This is a genomic window from Luteolibacter rhizosphaerae, from assembly GCF_025950095.1.
Taxonomy (GTDB): Bacteria; Verrucomicrobiota; Verrucomicrobiia; order Verrucomicrobiales; family Akkermansiaceae; genus Haloferula; species Haloferula rhizosphaerae.
The window spans coordinates 163,484-181,362 of record NZ_JAPDDR010000002.1 but is presented as its reverse complement, the minus strand read 5'-3'; the positions used below and the strand labels follow the sequence as shown (position 1 = coordinate 181,362).

Sequence of the window (17,879 nt, the reverse complement as noted above, 5' to 3'; positions counted from 1 at the left end):
GGATGAACGAGGTGATCCGGACCGGGCGATCAGATCCGGGAGTTGGCTAACAGCCATCCCGCGACCTCCTCGCCGGAGCGTGTAACACACCAGCGCTCGGCAAGCTCGCGGGCTCCGTGACCCAGCTTCCGGCTCAATCCGGAATCGGCAAGCAGGCTGCCCATGTGCTTGGCGAGCGCCTCCGGATCCGAAGGATTGATCCGAAAGCCGCTCCTGCCCTCGATGGCGAGTGTCTCACACGCGCCGGCGGCGGTGCTGACAAGAACCGGCAGGCCGCATGATGCGGCCTCGTGCACGACAACGCCGTAGGTATCCCCATACGAGGGTAGTACGAAAGCACCGGCAACATGATACTCGGCAAGCAAATCCGTGCCCTCACGGAAGCCTGCCAAGCTGAGCCAAGGCGAACCCTCATCCGCAGGATCCGGCTTCCACGAACCACTGCCAACCAAGCGAATCTCGAAGCGATGCCCCTGCCCATGCAGGAGGCGGCCTGCGGCGACGAGGGTGTCCAAGCCCTTGGCTGCCTCCAGAACGCCGACGAAGAGAAAGCGAAACGGTTCCGCTCCCGGTCCCAGCGGCAAAGGAAAGCGGGAGGTATCGATGCCGTGCGGAGCGAGCACCGCCTCAGGGGCGCCGGACTTCACATAGGCCGTCCGAGCCTCCGGAGTCTTCGCGATCACACCGTCGAAGAGCCCCGCGATCAGCCGGTGATAGACGAGGTGACCTTTTGTGGCGGCATGCGGTGGAGGACATCTGCCGATATCGGTGGAGAGATAACGCGGGATTCCCCGCTTGCGGGCCCACAAGGCCGCCCGCAGGTTGAGCGGATTGCGTTCGTTGAGAATGAGGATGCCCGGTGAAAGCTTCTCCAGTGCCGCCGTAACGCCGGAGCCGCCGGGCATGAGGATCTTGTCGCGCGCTCCGGATCCCAAGAGACGTTGAACCCACTCGGGTGCAGGCTTGCCCGGGATGAACGAGAAGAGAGGATCGTCTTCCGCAATACCCATGCCGGCCCAAGGCCGATAAGTGGACTTGCTGCCAACAAGGACCAAGAAGCGCCAGCCACGGGCGCGCAGGGATCGCTCGACCGCACGATAGAAGTCGATGGCGTAAGGCTGCAGGGAGCCGGTGATAAAAACGCAGAGCCGCTCGCTCATGAAGGGGAGGAAGAAGGCTTCGAAAACTGGCGACCCAGAGCGGCAGCCAGCTGCTTGGCGAAGCGAATGAAGTAAGCTGGCCAACGCAAATAGGCCCGCCAGCCGAACGCTTCGCGGAGAAAGTTCCAGTAGGTGGGGAAATAAAGGATCGAGCCGATGCGAAAGGGCTCCTGCAGAAGAAGCCAGGCCGGCTTGCTGGTGCCGAACCGATCGAAGTAAGGGTTCGGCGGATTGGTGGCGCGGGCATCGCCATGAACTTCACAGGTGATTCCTGCACGCGTCGCCCTGAGGGAGTACACCGAATCTCCTCCGTAATGCGGCAGGTCACGGCCGGGAGGAAAACCAATCCGCCCGACGACATCTCGATGAACCGCGACGAGATTGCCGTTGATCAGTTCGACATCCTCGGTTTCTCCGGAGCCGGGACAAACCATCGCATCGCTACCACTCCTCGTGCCACTGTAGGTCAGCACCTCCGGATGAGCCGGATCATGGCAAATGCCGCCACAAATGCCTCGCGTTTCCAGAACCCGGGCGACCACCACATCGATGGCACCCGGCAGTGGCATGCAGTCGTCATTCAACCACACCATGACTTCCGCGTCTTGCTGGTGGGCGTGATACATGCCTTCCAAGATACCGCCTCCCCAGAAAAGGTTTCCATCCCCATCCACGATGCACACTTCGGGGAACTCGCCCTTCACCATCTCCCGCGTACCATCCGTGCAGGCATCGTCCACGAGACAGACAATTGCCTTACCGAAGATTCCCTGCTCCCGAAGACGCTGCAAACAAGCCCGCGTGGTCACGCGACGGTTGTGCACCGGAATGATAATCCAATGAGGCAGGGACATCAGACGGAAACGGGTTCAGGGGTTCCGGCTTCCAAGCCAAAGAGTGCAAGGATGGCAGCGGCGGCGCGCTCCGGATGCAGCTCCGTGCACCAGGATCGGCTGATCTTCTCGGGATCACGGCCACCTCTGTCCCAAATCTCCAACTCGGAACACAGCGCCTCCGTCAAGGAAGCGGGAGAAGCATCACGGGTCAGAGTACCGGACTCATGGCTGGCATGCCACTCCAGCGCGCAGAGGAAGGGAGAACTTGCACCGACGATCGAGCAGCCGGAGCAGATCGCTTCCGCGGAAGCATTGTGGCAGCCCTCGTAGGCGGCACTGACGAACATGACACGGGCGCGGCGATAGGCCTCCGAAACCAGGCTGTTAGGCTGAATCCCCTCGAGCACGATGCGGGAGCGCAGTTCTGGCAGCAGCGAGGCATGCCAGTCCCTCATGAAGTCAGGAGTCTGACCGAAGATGCGGAAGAGCGTGTTTACCCGACGCCGGGCGCTGCGCTCGAACACCTCCATAAGCAAGCTTGGGCGCTTCTGGGAGAAATCGTCCCAGCGGGCCACCGCGACCACCTCGTCATGCTTGGTTTGCGAGGGATCAAAGCCGAAGTGGAAATTCACCGGTACCGGGAGAAAGCGCACCTTGGAGGCGGCATCCTTGCCCGCAAGCCGACGGACAAAGCGCCGGTGACGCTCGGCTGACCCGGGGGTGGCGGCTGCAAAGTAGTTCCCGGTGCTCATCATCCGTGCACGCGGGAAATCGTGCTTCAGGATTCCGACCGTATAAAAATACGTGATTCGTAGTACCGTCCGGGTCAGCTTGCTGAGGAAGGGCATCTGCCACTGGTGATGCCAGGCACTGATCAGATGCCCATACCAATCGGAGAGGGGGGAAAAGACGCCGTTCGTGTCGGATACGGAAACCAAGCGAATCCCGGCGGCGACGATTGCATCGGAGATCGGTTGAAACTCCGGATCTCCCCAGCAGTAGAAGACCACCCCATCCAGACGGTGGCTGCGCCACCAATCGGCACTGGCGAGTTCCTCTGCGCTGGCGCGGAGCATCTGCGGCAAATCGCCATCGCGCACAGGGCCGAGTGTGACCGCCATGGACTCCACGCCCAAGGCACGGAAGCCGCGCGAAAGCAGCCCTGACTCGCGATCGAAGAAGCCTTGATCGCCGGGAAAATTCCGGGGTGTGCAGGTAAACCAGCGCATCACGATTCGGGTGCCAAGCCAGGACGAAGCCAGCGGCCGGCGAGCGGCCGGCTGGTGGCGGGGTTTCCGGTGGCGACATGTCCTGCCGGGATATCGGAAGTGACCACGGCTCCCGCGCCCACCACCGCGCCATCACCGATCGTCACGCCTTTCAAGACGATGGCCCGTGCCCCGATGAAGCATCCGCGGCCGATCCGGACAGGCTTGGAGGTTTCCAGCGGATTGAAGCCCCAGCTCCAACCCTGCCCCGGTAGGTGAAAATCATTGTCGATGATGAGGCAGTCAGCTCCGAGGATGGTCCCCTCCCCGATCACCAATTCCTGTGCCGCGCAGAGACAGGCTCCACTGCAACCGACACCCGCGTCCAGTTGGATACGGGCGCCGGGGGTGATCGCCCACAGCGAGGTCCTGGCACTCACCAAGGGGTTTACGGTCTTGCTGCCAAAGAGCTTCACCCCGTCGCCAATGAGAATCGACGACCCTCGGGCCAGCCGGAAGTAGGGTCGGCCCACAATCTCGACATCGTGCCCCAGCTTCACGCCAAGCAGTCGCGCCCAGGCCCGCCAAAGCACGCCTTGTAGACGGACGACTTTCATCTTCAGTTCACTGGGGCTCATCTCACTTGCCAACGAGTTCGAGATAGAGGTCACGGAATGCCGACGCAGCCCGCTCGGGATGGAAGTAGGTCCGATCCGAGGCCAAGCGTTGCTTCCCGAGGTCCCTCAATCGATCGGGAGAAGCCGTGGCGACTTCTTGCATGGCGGCGGCGATCTGCCCGGGAGTCAGAGGATCGATATGCAGGCCGTTTACGCCGTGAACGATGTAGTCGCGGAGTCCGCCATTCGTGGAGCCGAGCACCGGCAGGCCCATGACCCTCGCTTCCTTGACGACCGAAGGTCCGGTATCGGCACGGGTCGGCATGATCAAAGCCAGCGCGCCTGACATCTCGCGCTTGAGTTCGTCCCATTTGAGGTTGCCGAGCCATTCCACGCCGGGAAGCTGCCGGGCTTCGAGTTCCTCTCGCAGCGGTCCTTCACCCGCGAGCTTCAGCGTCCACTTACGATCGGGGCTCAGGGCGAGCGCATCAAAGAGAAGGTCCAAGCCCTTGCGCCATTCCAAGCCACCGGAGAAGAGAAAGTAGGGCCGATCAAACTGCGGCTGCCAATCGACCTCATAGAAGGAAGGATGAACGCCCCACTCAATCACGCGCACATCGCTGCCGGGCCAATAGTGCAGGGCAAGCTCTCGGGACCACGGTGATTCGCAGGCGAGAACCGCGGCATCCGGAACCCACCTGCCCTCGTAACGCCACTGGCGGCGCCAGAACCAGATATCCGTCAGGCCGCCGATCTCCGCATAGTGAGTCAGGTTTCCCTGGATGGAAAACACGGATGGCACATCCAGCCCGCGCAAGACCGATGGATAGAAACGCTCCGAGCCCCAGCAGTGAACCACCTGGGGCTGGACCTCCGCGACGATCTTCCTCAGACGGTGACGCGCTAGGGCATAACCGAGCAAGGTATCGCGAGCAGCTTTGATATGGGGACGGATGATGAAGCGTTGGTTCTCCCGCTTTTCATCGGCCGCCTCGGTGCCAGGCTCGCCGAGAGCGGCCCATGTGATATCGAGGTCACCGTGCTTCGCGAAAGCATTTGCCAAAGGAGGAAGCCAAGTGGCCCCCTGCCCTGCCCCGCGCCCCATCGCTCCCTGGCGCAAGGCAGGAAGCGGTGAATCGGCGAGGATCAAGACCTTCGTCTTATCTCCGGTTCCCATACGGTGGCTCACTGACCGGGCTTCAGACGGAAGATGTGAAACCAGCTCGGATCCAGCCCATACGCCTGAACACTAGGATCATCGTACTTGGGAACGAGCTTGGCTAGCTCGTAACCGTGCTTCTCGATGCAAGGACCGAAGGGTCTTCCATCCTCCACGCCGAGGAAGCGACCGCCGTCGTGTTTCGCATTCGGGCAAACCACCAGCCAAGGCACGCGGTGCTTCGCCAGCAGCGCCGCCCACCAATCGATCGCCTCGAGGCTGCACTCCGAGAAACTGTGGATATTCACGGCGACGTCCACCGGTGACGCTTCCAGGACGGAATCAATCTCATCCAGCAGTGCCACACGCGTCTTGCCCTCCACACCGCGGTGGCGCAGGTAGTACTCGCAGAGGAAACTGGATTCCGGAACGGCATCGGTGCAGATGTGCTGTTCGAGATTGGGCAGGGCTTCAGCCATGCGGTGGGCCAGGCGACCGTAACCTGCACCGATGTCCAAGACCTTCAGACCGGATCTACCGACAAGACCGATCTCGCGGTCGATGAGGTTGATCTCCAACACGGAGTCCAGGAGATCCCGCGACACCGGCCGCCCGTCCACCTCGAAAAGCCGGACTGCGAAGGCAGGGTCGTCGCTCAGCTTAGCAAGCAGACCGAGACGGTCGCGAGCCAAGGTGTAGTAGTAGGTGATCACATGGGCCAGGAGACCGTAGTTGAGGCCGCCGGATTGCCACACGTAGATGTCCGCGCCACGGAAGTTCCGCAGATCCTCTTCCGTCACGTGGCCCGGACTCCACACGATCGGGGTGGTTGCATTGCGGTCATGGGCGGCATAGCGCTCGCGGAGTTCCTTCAGTCGCGGATTGTCCGGCTTCAGGTAGTCGCTCTTCTCGCCGCTACGGACCGAGCCCCGCGCCAGGGTCTGATCCTTCTGCCAATCATACACGTGATCGTCCGGCAGCAGACGATGCCCGTGCTTCGGAAAGAAGCGGTAGAAGAAGTCCCAGATGGCTTGTTTCATGGAAAGGGTTTGCCTCAAGCGATGATCACTAGACACCAATCATGCGGTCAAAGTGGCCGCCCGGAGCATTCAGGCCAGCTCCAAGGATTGGAGCCCGGAGATAAAGTCGTGCTCGAACTTCGCAAAGGATAGATCCTCCAGAAGATTGCCAGGGGAAGGAGGGCCGTCCCTCAACTGGCGCTCATGACAAGCGAGGATCGCAGTCGCCGCCGCCGCGGGATCCCGGACCGGGACCACTTCACCGTTCACACCCGGCTGCACGCAGTCCTTCGCGCCGGTGTTCTCGGAAACCACCGCAGGCAGGCCGCAGGCGAGAGCCTCGGTCACGGTGCGGGCGAAGCCGTCCTCCAAGGAGAGCAGCGCGAAGACATGGCACTTCTTCAGATGCTCCGCGAGCCGGGCATGCGGCAGCGATTCCGTCCACTCGATCGGCACATCCGCATAGCGCGGCAAGATATCCTTCATGCTGCTCTCCACCTGATCGGTCAGCACCAGTACCGCATCGCGTTCCTTCCGGAGGATCCGGATTGCCTCCAACAAGTAGGGCATGCCCTTCCGCAAGGAAACGCTGCCGGTGCAAACCACCCGGATCGGCGACTCCGGAATCTCCAAGGTCGTGCGCGGCTGGAATACAGAGAGATCAACCGGGTAAGGAAGATGGAGGATCTGCTCGCGCTTGAAGCCGCGGGCGAGGAAGGAATCCGTAACGTAGCTGGCCGGACTCAGGATATAGTCCGTGTCATCCAACATGCGTTTACCCTGGCGGTTCCAGATGGGAGGGTAAGGGGGACGACGGATTCCCCAGCGGCGATGCTCCTCCTGCACCGTGTTCCAGAAGTTCTCCGGATGAGAATTGCCCGCATCGACAAAGGTCTTCCCCCCCCCCGAGCGAGCCTTCTTGAAGGACCGGTTCGCGTAGCCGTAGCTGGAGATGACGTGGTCCCCCGGTTTCACATCGAGACCCACCCAGCGATCGAAGAGAGGGTGGCTTGCAGCGCGCAGCCATTCCGCCGTGTAGCCGGGAAGAACCCTCCGCGTGCCCATGATGAAAAGACCGAAGAGCGGATTGAGGTAGGTGAGTTCCCCGGGGATGCCTTCCGTTCCCCTCCGGTTTCCGGAGAAGTAGCCTTTCAATAAACCGTGCCGGGCAAGGACCCTGGCATGGTCGTCGCAGACGGTGCGATGGGGAGCAGCAACGATGAAAGGCATGAACGAAAACTCGGGAAGGCTCAGGCTGTCGTGAACTCGCGATAGAGGGCGCGATGGGAATCGAGCATGCCTTGGCGGGTCATCTTCTTGGCAATGATCGAAGCACGGCCCGCAGCGGAGAATTTTTCGCGGAGTTCGGGTTGGGCAATCAACTTTTGCAAGGCGGCAGCCATGGCAACGGGATCGGAGGGCGGCACCAACAATCCGGTGACTCCCTCATCGATCACTTCAGGAATCCCTCCTGCGCGAGTCCCGACAGCAGGGCAGCCGCGGAAGATTGCTTCTTGAAGGGCGAGGCCCAGAGCTTCGTGAATGGAGGGTTGGACGTAGATGGCCGCCCTGCGCTGCAAGGCCGCCACATCATCGACCGCACCTAACAGGTGGATCCGACCCTCCAGACGAGCCGCGGCAATGATTCGTTCGATCTCCTGCCAGCAGCCGTCACCGGCATCGTGACCGGCAAGCACGAGCGACCAACCCGGACACTCCGCCGCGATCGATGCAAAGGCGGCTGCAAGGATGTGCTGACCCTTCCGGAAAGCGATGTGCCCGACATTGAGGATCTCCTGGCGGCGAATCTCGCTGGACGCGGGCTCGGACTCATTAAGCCGCGAATGGTAGAGGCGGCGCAGCCGGGACGAGAGGGGGAAGTAGCGTGCGGCAAGGAGCGTCCGATCATGCTCTGACACGGCGACTTCACAGGCCACGGCACGCATCTGCCGGAGCTTCCCCGCCCACGCGAAAGGAAAGGCGGCCATGCGCACCGGCAGGGGCCGAGAGCCGCCGAGGTATCCATTAAAGGTGTCGATCACGAGATGATCGGTCCAAAGACAGGTCACCCCCTCTCGGGAGCAGCGCTCGGGAAGAGACGCCACCGGCCAGCAGTTTCCCCAGCCATAGGCGCCGCCGGCATGAAAGTGAGCCATGCGGACTCCTGACTCATGCAGACACCGGGGAAGATCACTGGTGGAGAGATCATCAAAGGACAAGGGCAGATGGCCCGCCAAATGCGATGAAACCGGATGAGCCGCGAGTGCCGCCGGTTCATCAGGGCTCGCGAGGATGAATTCGAATTCGTTCGAGAGTCCTGCCACCACTTCCTCCACGATCACGCTTACTCCGCCACGAAGGCCGAGGGAATACTCCAAGCAAAGGGCAATCCGAGGGCGACCGGACATGATTCAATGGGTGCCGAAACGGATCAAGCCGGTGGAGATCAACCGCTGGAAGCCCCACGCGGCGAGCAGGGCGATCGCGATCGTGGCCGACCATTCCATCGGCTGGGGAAACCACCCGGTATCGGCCCTAAAAGTGGGAAGGAGGAACCAAACCACAGTCCCTGCAACAGCGCCCGCAGCAAGATCGCGGATGATACCTCCATAGACGTCGCGGCGCCGGTGATGGAGCAGGACCGGGGCATTCCAGAAGATGAAAGGAACCGAAGTCAGCAAGGTTCCGACCAAGCACCCTGCCAGGATACCGGATGGTCCCCACCAGCGGACGAAGAGAGCGGCCAGCGAGATCTGCAAACCCGCATCCAGGACACTGACCATCGCCAGTCCCCAAGTCCGCCGAGCCATGGTAAAGACGAAGAAGAATGGCTTGGTCAATTGTTGGACGAGCAAGGTGACCGCAAGCAGAAGATCGAAAAGCCGACCCACGTGCATATCCGGCGAGACGTAGATGCCGACAAAGGAGCGGTTGAACACAAGGAGCCCGATCCCGCAGAAGAATGCCACGGGGATGAACCAGCGCAACAGGCGGCGGCACTCGGCCACGATGTCCCCGTTCCGTCCCTCCAAGTGAAGCATGAGCCAGCGCGGCGTCTTCGCATCCACCGTGCGGGTGAGAAGCTGGCTCAGGACCGTGAACGACTTCACGCTCACCGCGAAAGCGGATACCGCGGCTACACCCAGAACGGAGGCGACGATCATCGACTGCGACGCAAAGGCAATCTGGGCCGCCATCGAGAGAATGAAAATGCTACCGCTGAAGCCGTAGAGCGCCTTGAGCTTTTCCTTCGAGAATAGCTTGGGGCGGAGATGGAATCGTTGGCCACCCGCACGAACCGAGAAATACCAATAGGCGACCGTCACCACGAGGGAGATGGCTACCGCGCCGACGTAGGCTTTCACGCCCCAGCCCATCCTGAGGAAGAAGTAGAAGATCGCGAAGTTTGTTAGACCCTGCAGGACGTTGGCCAGATGCATGTGATACAGGCGATTCTGGCAAAACAGGACTCCGGTGAGGCCTTGGAAGGGGTTCTTCAGCGCGCTCGCGAGGATCAAGGCCCGCCACAGCATCACGGCATCGTCATGCAAGTGTGCGGGGATCGAAAAGCTCGCCAGGATAATAGACTCGCAAATCAGTCCGATGAGAAGCATCGCGGCACCTTGGGCGGCAAGGACTGTCACGAGGACGGTCCACCACGAGTCGATCTCGTCCTGATCGCGGGACTGGAGCGGCTCGGCCAGGATCCGGCTTGCGGCAGACGAAACTCCGAAATCGATCAACAGGATCAGACCCAGCGTTTGGCCAAGGACATTCCAAAGGCCGAACTCGTCTTCCCCCATGAAACGGAACGCCAAGGGCACCGACAGAAGGCCGACAGCCATCGCCGTGAACAGGGCGAAGTAGCCGCTGACGGCGGTCAAGCGGCCGGGCGTGCCGATCAACTGGCGGAGCTTACTGGGAAGCGAACGGATCATCGGGGATGCCGTGGATTAGTTGCTTTTGGAGCCAGCGAGGTGAGCTACCGCATGGTAGGCCCCGGCAAAGGCGGCCGCCGTGGCGCTGCTTTCAAAACGTCTGCGGTCCTCTCGGTGGCCCTTTTCTCCTGTGGCCCGAAGTAGCTGGGGATCTCTCATCCATGCATCCATCGCTCGCGCGAGCGAGGCCGCATCTGGATGGTCGAGGAGCAGCGCGTTCTCGCCTTCGATCAAGTAGTCGGCTTGGCCACCTTGACGGGTAGTGATGATCGGGAGGCCGACCACGCGAGCCTCCTTCACCACGTTCGGATGGCTGTCTGCCCTTGTCGGCAATACGAGACAGGATGCCCGGCGGAGAACTTCCTGATACTCAGGCCAAGCCAGTGATCCCAACCACTCGACGCCGGGAATCCGCCGCGAGATCAAGGTCGCCCGCAACGGACCGTCTCCCGCAATACGGCAGACCCAGCGGCGATCGCTGAGAAGCTCGAGCGCATCCAAGAGCAGATCCAAGCCCTTCCCTTGCGACAAGGTGCCGGCAAACAAGAGATAGGGCGTTTCGAGGTCCGGGCTCGGTTCCAAGCCATAGAATGAAGGATGGACTCCGTAGGGAGCGAGAAAGGTTTTGGCCTCCCCCAAGCGACTTCGGACTTCCTTCTGCGTCCACTCCGACTCTACCAAGATTGCATCGGCCTGCTTCAGCCAGACCCGTTCAAAAGCTGCTTGGCGCTGCCACCATCTGCCTGTCGGCAGGAGATTCAGTTCATTCAGCGTTGCGAGGACTCCGTTGAGCGAAAGAACTGCCGGGCAGGAGAGAAAGCCTAGTACGGAGGGATAAGGCGACTCGCTTCCCCAGACGTGGACCAAGTCCGGGGCGGCAACACGGATTTCCGTCAGGAGCTTCCGGCGTGCGACGCGATATCCCAACCACGTATCGACGGAAACCGGGAAGGCGGGAAGCTCGATGAAACGATGCCGCCCGCGAGACGATTCCCTCCGAAGGGAAAGCCCGCGGACCAAGCTGATCCAAGTGATTTCAAGGTCTTCCCGGTTGGTCAGGGCTTCCGCACAAGAGGGCAGCCACGAAGCGGCCGAGCCGTCGGGGCGACCTGTGGCGCCGCGGTCCAACGAGGAGAGGACAGCGTCGGCAAGCAGGGCCACTTTTAGCGGAGCGTGGATCGCAGGCACCTGGGGAAATTGGTTTTACCCTTCTCCGAGGGGTGGCTAGCGTGCCGCCGCTCCCGCATCCTTTGCATCCGCCTTTCCCTTCCCATGACAAGCACCAGCGAACCCTCTTCTCCCGGCTTGGCCAAACGCGCTGTCATTCACTTCAAGCGCGCCCAAAGCGCATTCCGGAACTTGGGATTGGTGGATACGGCAGACTTCATCATCAAATCGAAGTTTGCTCCTCCGAAGAAGGATTTCGTTCTGAACAGCCGCCATGCCGCGTTCCCCCTCAAGTGTCGTGCAGGATCCAGCGACTTGGACGTTTTCCGCCAGATCTACGTTCATCGGGAATACCGTTGCCTCGATCATATCGCGCCGCCCTCCCTCATTGTGGACTGCGGGGCAAATGTCGGCTTCTCGGCGGTGTACTTCCTGACGCGCTACCCGAAAGCCAAGCTACTCGCGATTGAGCCCGACGCCGGAAACCACGCGTGCCTGGTCGAAAACCTGAAACCTTTCGCCGCTCGCTCCGAATCGATTTTGGCCGCTGTGTGGCCGAGCTCGAAAGAAGAGCTGGTTTTCGCTCACTTCCGCGACGGCCGCGAATGGTCGCGCAGTGTCCGGGAACCCGAGCAAGGTGAAACGGGCACTGTTCTGGCAATCGATATCCCCGGCATCATGGCTCGTGCGGGTGTGGAGCGGATTCCGCTTTTGAAGATTGATATCGAAGGCGCCGAGGGCCCGCTCTTTGCGGAGAACAGCGAAGCTTGGCTGGGGAAGGTGGACAACCTGGTGGTGGAACTCCACGGCGAGGAATGCACCCGAATCTTCCACGAGGCGATCGCGCCCTACAACTTCGAGGTCTCCGAATGCGAGGAGCTGACGGTTTGCACCCGCCGATAAGCCTTCTCAAGCACCGCGCGTGCGCGGTGCCGACGAAGCGAATGCCGGAGCCGGAAGACGATTGCCGCGGACTGGAGCGGGCGCCTCTTTCGGGGCTTGCTCGGTCGCGGAAGCAAGCTCCGCCAAACGCAAGTTATCCAGCATCTTGAGGAGGCCTGCCAAAGCCAGGAATTGCGGGAATTCGAAGCGGTAAGCACCGAACACCAGCATCGACCAGAACGGATAGAGCAGGAAGGGAATACAAACGTAGGCGACCCACGGGAACTCCTCCCGCCCTCGATAGAAGCGCACCAGTTGGAGAGACTTCCGGAACAGGATCGCCATTCCCAACAGCGCCATCGCGAGCCCGAAGACCCCCGTGAAACGGATCGTTTCTACGTGGAAGCCGTGATAGCTACCGGTGGCGAGCATCTGGTCTTGGATGTCGAAATTCTGGAAGCTGTGGCCGAAAGTCTGGTCCAGCTTCGCCTGCATCTCTCTTGCACTGATCCCGAAGCCGTCTCCGAAAGCCTTGTTACGGATATAGCGGTCCGTGAAGAGCGCCAGACGCCACATCTCGAAGCGCCACTCGGAGCTATTCTCCGCATCCACCCGGGCGGCGGCGGATACATCCACCGGCAGGACGGAGAGAATGCGCTGGACGCCGAATGGCAGGCTGCGGAGCTGCCCGCTGATCATCAGAAGCGCGAGCCCGAGAACTCCAAGAAGTCCCATCACCGCGATATCCATGAAGCGCCGGCGAATGAGTGCCGACATGACGAACACCGCTCCGAGGTAAGCGGCGCCGCTTCGGAAACCGCTGAGGAGCATCATGATTCCCCCTCCCGTCGTCAAAGCGAAGAGGACGGGGCGGAAGGGACTGAAGCAACTCAAAGGCCGGTACAAACACAGCAGCGGGATCACGATCGCCCGACCGAGAATCGAGAAGCCACCACCACCACGCTCTTCACTCAGGTTCCAATCCGCACTGCCCGTGGTCGCCACGTTGAAATTGGCGTTCGAGTAAACGGGCATGATCGCGCTCGCAATGGATGGCACCCAGTCCCCCACGATGGAGATCATGCCATCCCCCAGCATCAGGGCGATCGTGAGAATCAGGGCAATCTTGATCTGCTTGAAGGTCGCCGGTGTGATCGCCAGGCAGAAATAGGCCACGAATGCGGCGCTGAAAACGAAGTAGGACTTACCCCCCGCGGAGTCGCCGCCCAGAAGCATCACGCCCGCCGGATTTCTGGCCCATGCCTGGCCGACGGCGAGCACCTGAAGGAAAATCGCGAGGTCGACCCAATCCAGGCGGAAGACGAAGTTCGAGCGGCGCATGGCCACCCGAAGGATATACATCATGGCGGTCACCGCGGCCGCCACGCCCCAAACCGGTGGAGAACCTGGCAGAGCGTTGATCGATCCGATCAGACTCGTGGTGGCCGGAATCAACATCCAGATGTTCTTCCCCATCGCGAGGATGAACGCGATGCCCATGAAGCCCGCCACCCAGGCGATCGCCTCGGTCTGGGCGGTGGCGGCAGCAACGCCGAGATACACCGCAAACATGGCGGCGATCACGACAATGAAGATGCCTTTGATCTGGGTCGATTCCATGAATGGTCAGGCTACGAGCGGCGGGAGTCTTCCCCGGTCCCAAGCTCAAGAGAAGCGCAAAAACTTCCGCAAAAGGGCAAGCTGCCGCCCTTGGTCAACCGTTCGATACAGGTGACGGGGGCGAGTCCAAGACCGCTAACGATGATTCGGAAGGAAGCATCCTCGGTTGCCGAATCTTCATACGCCGTCGGCTTGAATGTTCAATTAAAAATGAACACTCGGGAGAACCGCCATAATCATCTGAGCGCAAACAACAACCCCGGCCCCAGATCAAACAGGGCGCCTCAGCTCCCATTTGTCGTGACGGTGGGTGATGGGGAAACCGCTTTCACGAGCAAAGCGCTCAACGGCCAGGCGGACGCCGTCCCAGGACCAGTCATCGCCAAAAAGTACGCCGCCGGGACGGACGAGATCCCAGTAGGAGACGAGGTCCTGGTAGACGTCCTCTTCCTCGTGGCTGCCGTCGATGTAGATCAGGTCGGCACGAACGTCGTGCAGGGAAAACCACTGGGCAGCGGTGACGGAGGGGATCGGGAAGGGGGTGATGCGGGACTGTCGGCCGGAGCGGCAGACGTTGGCGAGAAACTGGTAGTAGAGGGTCGGGTAGCCGTGCCTCAGGCCGAGGGAGCCGAAGCGCTCCTCGTCTGCTTGGTCGGTCCACATTTCGAGGGCTCCGAGCCATGTATCGACGCAGATGATCTCGGTATCGAGGCCCAGTTTCTCGAGTTGGGAGGCGAGAGTGAGGGCGGAGCCGCCTTTCCAAGTGCCGACTTCGATGATGCGGGCCGGTCTGATCTCCGTAACCAGTTCAGCGAAAGCGGGTGAATCGGAGCCCCAGCCAGAGGAATTGTCAGGAAATGTCTGCCAATCGAAGTTTTCGTAGGGGTCGACCTTGTGGAGCAGGGGGCGGACCCTGCCGGTGTAGTCGCCGCCGCCGGAGGTATTCGCCTTGGCGGCACGGAGCCGCCGCAGGCTGAAGCCGCAATGATAGGCCAAGCCCTTGATCCAGCTTTGCATCTGGCGCGAGAGGGACATGACTTCAGGGGGCCGCAGGTGCGGCGGGTCGGGCCGGGAAACTCAGATGATCATGCCTGCCGCCACGGTCTCGTTCGAGCCAGGGTCGACCAGGATGAAGGAGCCGGTCTGGCGGTTGCGGCGATACGAATCGTGGATCACCGGCTGCGCGGTGCGCAGGGTGATGCGGCCAATGTCGTTCATCGCAAAGGTGCCAGCCCCCTCGACCTTGTGGAGAGTATTGATGTCCACGAGGTACTTCACCTCGCTGACGATCGCCTGCATCTCGCGGGAGGTGTGGCGGAGGATCAGTTTGGCGCGGGAGGCCATCGGTTTGTTAGAGAACCAACAGATCATCGCCTCGATATCCTGGGAGCTCTGGGGCGGGTTGTTCTTCTTCACGATCATGTCGCCGCGCGAGATGTCGATCTCGTCGGTCAGCGTGAGCGTGACGCTCTGCGGGGCGAAAGCCTCGTCGAGGTTACCATCCGCGGTGTGGATGGATTTGATGCGACTGGTGAAGCCGGAAGGAAGCACGGAGATCTCATCGCCCGGCTTGAAGACACCGCCCGCCACGCGGCCGGCGTAGCCACGGAAGTCGTGCCACTCGTCGCTCTGCGGGCGGATCACCCACTGCACCGGGAAGCGAGCATCCACGTGGTTCTCCTCACCGCCGACATAGACGTGTTCCAGATGATAGAGGAGCGAGGGACCTTGGAACCAAGGCATGTTCCCGGACTTATCCACCACGTTGTCACCGTTCAGCGCGGAGATCGGGATCGGCGTGATGTCGACGATGTTGTCGAGGCGCGAAGCGAACTCCTGATAGTCCTTGATGATCTGGTTGTAGACCTCCTCAGAGTAGTCCACGAGGTCCATCTTGTTCACCGCCACCACCACGTGCTGGATGCGGAGGAGGTTGGCGATGAAGCTGTGGCGCTTGGTCTGTTCGATCACGCCCTTGCGGGCATCCACCAGGATAATCGCGAGGTTCGCGGTCGAGGCACCGGTCACCATGTTACGGGTGTACTGGATGTGACCCGGAGTGTCCGCGATGATGAACTTGCGCTTCGGCGTGGCAAAGTAGCGGTAGGCCACGTCGATGGTGATACCCTGTTCGCGCTCGGCCTTCAGACCGTCGGTGAGGAGCGCGAGGTCCACGTGACCATCGCCACGGCGCTTCGAGGTTTCCTCAATGGCTTCGAGCTGGTCCTCGAAGATGGACTTGGAATCGTAAAGAAGGCGGCCGATCAGGGTGGACTTGCCGTCATCGACGGAGCCGGCGGTGGTGAAACGAAGAAGATCCATGGAAAGGCAGAAGATGGGAGATAGAAGATGGTGGATGGTAGATGGCGGGAGAATCGACGATGTGCGATCTTCCATCTGCCATCTGGAGCGCAGCGATTTAGAAGTATCCTTCCTTCTTGCGGTCTTCCATGGCGGTTTCGGAGCGCTTGTCGTCGGCGCGGTTGCCACGCTCGGTCTGGCGGGCGGCGGCGACTTCCTCGATGATCTTGTCCATTGTGTCCGCAGTGGATTCCACGGCACCGGTAATCGTGGCGTCACCCATCGTGCGGAAGCGGATGGTCTTGCTTTCCACCACCTCGCCCTCGCGGGGTTGCACGAACTCGGAGACGGCGAGGATCGTGTTGTTGCGGACCACGACGTCGCGGGTGTGGGCGTAATAGAGGCTCGGCAGGACGATGCCCTCGCGCTGCATGTACATCCAGATGTCCATCTCGGTGAAGTTCGACAGCGGGAAGACGCGGAAGTGTTCGCCGGAATGCTTGCGGCCGTTGAAGACGTTCCAGAGCTCGGGGCGCTGATTCTTCGGGTCCCACTGGCCGAAGTCATCGCGGTGGGAGAAGAAGCGCTCCTTGGCGCGGGCCTTCTCCTCGTCGCGACGACCGCCACCGAGGAGGGCGTCGAACTGGTACTCGGCAATGGTGTCGAGCAGGGTGGTCGTTTGCGCTCGGTTGCGGGAGGCGTTCGGGCCCTTTTCTTCGACCACGCGGCCTTCATCGATCGACTTCTGCACCGAACCGACGATCAGGCGGGCACCCAACTTCTCGGCGAACTCGTCGCGGTAGGTGATCGTTTCCGGGAAATTGTGCCCCGTGTCGATGTGGAGGAGAGGGAAAGGCATGCGGGCCGGGTGGAAGGCCTTGCGGGCGATCCAAGCCATCACGATCGAGTCCTTGCCGCCGGAGAAGAGGAGGCCCGGGTTCTGGAACTGGGCGGCCGTTTCACGGAGGATGAAGATCGCTTCGGCTTCGATCTGATCGAGATGAGAGAGCTGATAGTTCGGCACGGGATGGATCTTGGGTCGGTGGGAACAGGGAGCCCGCCTCGTGGCGGAGGGCGGGAGGAAAGCCGCCGCCCGCTGCCGGTGGCAAGCAATAATTACTTATTTAAGTAACTTAGTAATGATTAGCTGGAACGTGACATCCGGTGATCCAAGGCGCGCTCAAAACTAACGAGTTCGCGAAGAATCGAATTGTAGCGCGAGTATGCGTCGCCGGGTTCATCTTGAAGCATTTGGTACAACTCGAGCTCAGCGGTAATGTCCTTCCCCGTGGGAGGTGAGATCATACCGGCCCGTGCCAGACGCGGGGCGGCAATCCTTACCAAACACGCGTTGACCCCTTTGCGACCTGCGGCGTGATCCAACAGGCCCTGCTGGATCCGATCACTGCCGGGAAGCCCCGAGAGAAGCGTGGGATCTCCAGAGCTCATGACGCTTCAACAAAGCGGGTTACCGAGGCCCGGAACGACCGGGGGTCCAGTGAGGGATAGCGTATCAAATCCGGCTCAATCCGAAGAAAAAGGTCCAGCAACCTGTCGGAATTGATCAAGCCGGATTCACGCATTGCCGTCACATCCACAACATCTCTGGTGTGCCCACGCTCCAGTTTTGCGAGGGCCTGACTGTAGAGATCGTAATGATGAAAATCCAGACTGCCGTGCCTGACGATAAAAGGAGATCGCTCGCGCCATCCCGGCAACGCGGGAATGAACTGATCCGGCGATGCCAATTCAACATTCACCGATAGGTCGTCTTTCAAGAAAGCCAAAGCCTCGAACCATCCCGAAGGCTCGGGATCCGCTTTAAGGTCGATATCGATCGTGGAGGGTCGCCAGCCGTGCAGCAGGGCAGTCGCACCGCCTGTCAGATAAATCGTTCCAGCACCCCACGTCCGCTTCCCGAGCGAACGCATGAAGGATTCAATCTTAGCAGAATCGAGGGGAGCTCGCATGA

At 61.0% G+C, this 17,879-nt stretch carries 16 protein-coding genes; 1 reads left to right on the top strand and 15 read right to left on the bottom strand.

Features of this window, described 5'->3' with window-relative positions; all coding sequences use genetic code 11:
- Positions 1 to 29: 29 nt before the first annotated feature.
- From OJ996_RS03770 to OJ996_RS03725, 10 genes are all read right to left on the bottom strand, one after another.
- Positions 30 to 1,160 carry a glycosyltransferase family 4 protein gene (locus tag OJ996_RS03770; RefSeq protein WP_264511326.1) on the bottom strand — a complete coding sequence of 377 codons (1,131 nt, stop codon included), beginning with the start codon at positions 1,158 to 1,160 and terminating at the stop codon, positions 30 to 32.
- On the bottom strand, positions 1,157 to 2,014 hold the full coding sequence (locus OJ996_RS03765) for a glycosyltransferase family 2 protein (protein WP_264511324.1): 858 nt from the start codon (positions 2,012 to 2,014) through the stop codon (positions 1,157 to 1,159). Before OJ996_RS03765 ends, OJ996_RS03770 begins: the two co-directional genes overlap by 4 nt.
- Positions 2,014 to 3,225 carry a glycosyltransferase gene (locus OJ996_RS03760; protein ID WP_264511322.1) on the bottom strand — a complete coding sequence of 404 codons (1,212 nt, stop codon included), beginning with the start codon at positions 3,223 to 3,225 and terminating at the stop codon, positions 2,014 to 2,016. Before OJ996_RS03760 ends, OJ996_RS03765 begins: the two co-directional genes overlap by 1 nt.
- On the bottom strand, positions 3,225 to 3,842 hold the full coding sequence (locus OJ996_RS03755; RefSeq protein WP_319800682.1) for a DapH/DapD/GlmU-related protein: 618 nt from the start codon (positions 3,840 to 3,842) through the stop codon (positions 3,225 to 3,227). The genes OJ996_RS03760 and OJ996_RS03755 overlap by 1 nt, the downstream gene beginning before the upstream one ends.
- A gap of 1 nt (position 3,843) precedes the next feature.
- A complete protein-coding gene (locus OJ996_RS03750) occupies positions 3,844 to 4,998 on the bottom strand; it encodes a glycosyltransferase family 4 protein (RefSeq protein ID WP_264511320.1) in 1,155 nt (384 codons plus the stop codon).
- 8 nt (positions 4,999 to 5,006) lie between these two features.
- Positions 5,007 to 6,020 (bottom strand): putative sugar O-methyltransferase, encoded by a 1,014-nt coding sequence (locus OJ996_RS03745; RefSeq protein WP_264511318.1) that lies wholly within the window; start codon positions 6,018 to 6,020, stop codon positions 5,007 to 5,009.
- 69 nt (positions 6,021 to 6,089) lie between these two features.
- Positions 6,090 to 7,229, bottom strand: coding sequence for a glycosyltransferase family 4 protein (locus OJ996_RS03740; protein WP_264511316.1), 1,140 nt, complete (start codon positions 7,227 to 7,229; stop codon positions 6,090 to 6,092).
- A gap of 20 nt (positions 7,230 to 7,249) precedes the next feature.
- Complete coding sequence (locus OJ996_RS03735) at positions 7,250 to 8,407, bottom strand: glycosyltransferase family 4 protein (RefSeq protein ID WP_264511314.1); 1,158 nt, start codon at positions 8,405 to 8,407, stop codon at positions 7,250 to 7,252.
- 3 nt (positions 8,408 to 8,410) lie between these two features.
- Entirely contained in the window at positions 8,411 to 9,937 is a 1,527-nt protein-coding gene (locus OJ996_RS03730) for a lipopolysaccharide biosynthesis protein (RefSeq protein ID WP_264511312.1), read from the bottom strand.
- A gap of 15 nt (positions 9,938 to 9,952) precedes the next feature.
- Entirely contained in the window at positions 9,953 to 11,125 is a 1,173-nt protein-coding gene (locus OJ996_RS03725) for a glycosyltransferase family 4 protein (protein WP_264511309.1), read from the bottom strand.
- Positions 11,126 to 11,209: 84 nt separating this feature from the next.
- Between OJ996_RS03725 and OJ996_RS03720 the strand changes: the two genes are divergently transcribed.
- Positions 11,210 to 12,007: an FkbM family methyltransferase gene (locus OJ996_RS03720; protein ID WP_264511307.1), complete on the top strand. Its 798-nt coding sequence runs from the start codon at positions 11,210 to 11,212 to the stop codon at positions 12,005 to 12,007.
- A 6-nt stretch (positions 12,008 to 12,013) separates the two neighbouring features.
- Here the strand turns inward: OJ996_RS03720 and OJ996_RS03715 are convergent, their stop codons facing one another.
- From OJ996_RS03715 to OJ996_RS03695, 5 genes are all read right to left on the bottom strand, one after another.
- Complete coding sequence (locus OJ996_RS03715; RefSeq protein WP_264511305.1) at positions 12,014 to 13,606, bottom strand: hypothetical protein; 1,593 nt, start codon at positions 13,604 to 13,606, stop codon at positions 12,014 to 12,016.
- 270 nt (positions 13,607 to 13,876) lie between these two features.
- Positions 13,877 to 14,641 (bottom strand): class I SAM-dependent methyltransferase, encoded by a 765-nt coding sequence (locus OJ996_RS03710; RefSeq protein WP_264511303.1) that lies wholly within the window; start codon positions 14,639 to 14,641, stop codon positions 13,877 to 13,879.
- Between the two features lie 42 nt (positions 14,642 to 14,683).
- A complete protein-coding gene (gene cysN / locus OJ996_RS03705; RefSeq protein WP_264511301.1) occupies positions 14,684 to 15,928 on the bottom strand; it encodes a sulfate adenylyltransferase subunit CysN in 1,245 nt (414 codons plus the stop codon).
- A gap of 97 nt (positions 15,929 to 16,025) precedes the next feature.
- The gene (gene cysD, locus OJ996_RS03700) at positions 16,026 to 16,931 is read right to left on the bottom strand and encodes a sulfate adenylyltransferase subunit CysD (protein WP_264511299.1); all 906 of its coding nucleotides are present in this window, start codon (positions 16,929 to 16,931) and stop codon (positions 16,026 to 16,028) included.
- Positions 16,932 to 17,352: 421 nt separating this feature from the next.
- Positions 17,353 to 17,877 (bottom strand): DUF6036 family nucleotidyltransferase, encoded by a 525-nt coding sequence (locus OJ996_RS03695; RefSeq protein ID WP_264511297.1) that lies wholly within the window; start codon positions 17,875 to 17,877, stop codon positions 17,353 to 17,355.
- Between the last annotated feature and the right edge of the window lie 2 nt (positions 17,878 to 17,879).

Coding starts and splice junctions, on each gene's coding strand:
- OJ996_RS03740 (WP_264511316.1), bottom strand. CDS start 7,229: ATGCCTTTCATCGTTGCTGCTCCCCATCGCACCGTCTGCGACGACCAT.
- OJ996_RS03710 (WP_264511303.1), bottom strand. CDS start 14,641: ATGTCCCTCTCGCGCCAGATGCAAAGCTGGATCAAGGGCTTGGCCTAT.
- OJ996_RS03720 (WP_264511307.1), top strand. CDS start 11,210: ATGACAAGCACCAGCGAACCCTCTTCTCCCGGCTTGGCCAAACGCGCT.
- OJ996_RS03765 (WP_264511324.1), bottom strand. CDS start 2,014: ATGTCCCTGCCTCATTGGATTATCATTCCGGTGCACAACCGTCGCGTG.
- OJ996_RS03730 (WP_264511312.1), bottom strand. CDS start 9,937: ATGATCCGTTCGCTTCCCAGTAAGCTCCGCCAGTTGATCGGCACGCCC.
- cysN (WP_264511301.1), bottom strand. CDS start 15,928: ATGGATCTTCTTCGTTTCACCACCGCCGGCTCCGTCGATGACGGCAAG.
- OJ996_RS03745 (WP_264511318.1), bottom strand. CDS start 6,020: ATGAAACAAGCCATCTGGGACTTCTTCTACCGCTTCTTTCCGAAGCAC.
- OJ996_RS03735 (WP_264511314.1), bottom strand. CDS start 8,407: ATGTCCGGTCGCCCTCGGATTGCCCTTTGCTTGGAGTATTCCCTCGGC.
- OJ996_RS03755 (WP_319800682.1), bottom strand. CDS start 3,842: ATGAGCCCCAGTGAACTGAAGATGAAAGTCGTCCGTCTACAAGGCGTG.
- OJ996_RS03695 (WP_264511297.1), bottom strand. CDS start 17,877: ATGCGAGCTCCCCTCGATTCTGCTAAGATTGAATCCTTCATGCGTTCG.
- OJ996_RS03770 (WP_264511326.1), bottom strand. CDS start 1,160: ATGAGCGAGCGGCTCTGCGTTTTTATCACCGGCTCCCTGCAGCCTTAC.
- OJ996_RS03750 (WP_264511320.1), bottom strand. CDS start 4,998: ATGGGAACCGGAGATAAGACGAAGGTCTTGATCCTCGCCGATTCACCG.
- OJ996_RS03715 (WP_264511305.1), bottom strand. CDS start 13,606: ATGGAATCGACCCAGATCAAAGGCATCTTCATTGTCGTGATCGCCGCC.
- OJ996_RS03760 (WP_264511322.1), bottom strand. CDS start 3,225: ATGCGCTGGTTTACCTGCACACCCCGGAATTTTCCCGGCGATCAAGGC.